This is a genomic window from Mesorhizobium sp. M0028 (assembly GCF_040323855.1).
In the GTDB taxonomy this organism is placed as follows: domain Bacteria; phylum Pseudomonadota; class Alphaproteobacteria; order Rhizobiales; family Rhizobiaceae; genus Mesorhizobium.
The window spans coordinates 1-778 of sequence record NZ_JAMYVG010000053.1; the positions used below are offsets into that span (position 1 = coordinate 1).

1 protein-coding gene is annotated in these 778 nt (G+C 65.7%); it reads right to left on the reverse strand.

The features are described from left to right. Positions 1-778: methyltransferase (locus NKJ93_RS33520; protein ID WP_352593648.1), on the reverse strand; the 778-nt coding region annotated here is incomplete at both ends.

Below are 778 nucleotides of genomic sequence, written 5' to 3' on the forward strand. Positions count from 1 at the left end.
GCGCGATACTGACCTTCAGTGTACGATTCGCCGTGGCGATAGAGGTTCAAGAAGGTGAGATTCAGAAAGACACCCTCAGGCGGGCCGAGGCGGTCGTCATCGACGACACCCCACCCCGCAATTGCGATCTCGCCTCCGGGTGTGAGGCAACGCGCCGCGTTCAGGATCGAACTGCGCGCCTGGTCCGGCGGAAGGACCTGGACGACGGCCTTCAGGATCGCCAGGTCGTGCCGACCGATCGATGGTGCGACAGTTATGTCCCCCTCTTCGACAACCACGTCGTCGGCACCGTATTCTGACAGGATATCTGGCGCGACCGCTGCCACCGTTGGGAGTTCCATCAGCGTCGCCGCAATCTGCGGCCGCCGCTCGCGAAGTCCGACGAGAATGGTCCCGGAGCCCCCGCCGATGTCGATCACCGAACCGATCGCAGAGAGGTCCATCTCCCGGGCCAGATGTCGGCCGAAAATCACCCCGCCCGGTGCGAGCAGGCGGCTGAAGGCCGCCGCGGCCTCGGGCCCCGCTTCGGAAAAGTCGTGCAGCGCAGCCGGCCGGTTCTGTCGCAGCGACTCTGCGGTCAGCAGGTCGGCTCCCCAGAGCTCGCGCAGGAGCGCATGATCGCCGCCGCGGTAGGTCGGTTTGGACGCGTCGAGGAAGGCCGACGCTTCGGCTCCATTGCGAAATTGACCATCCTTGACTTCGAGGAGACCGATGCTGGCGAGCGCGTAGAGGAGCCGCGACAGACGATCGGGCTCGACTTTGAGCGCGGCCCCAAGGC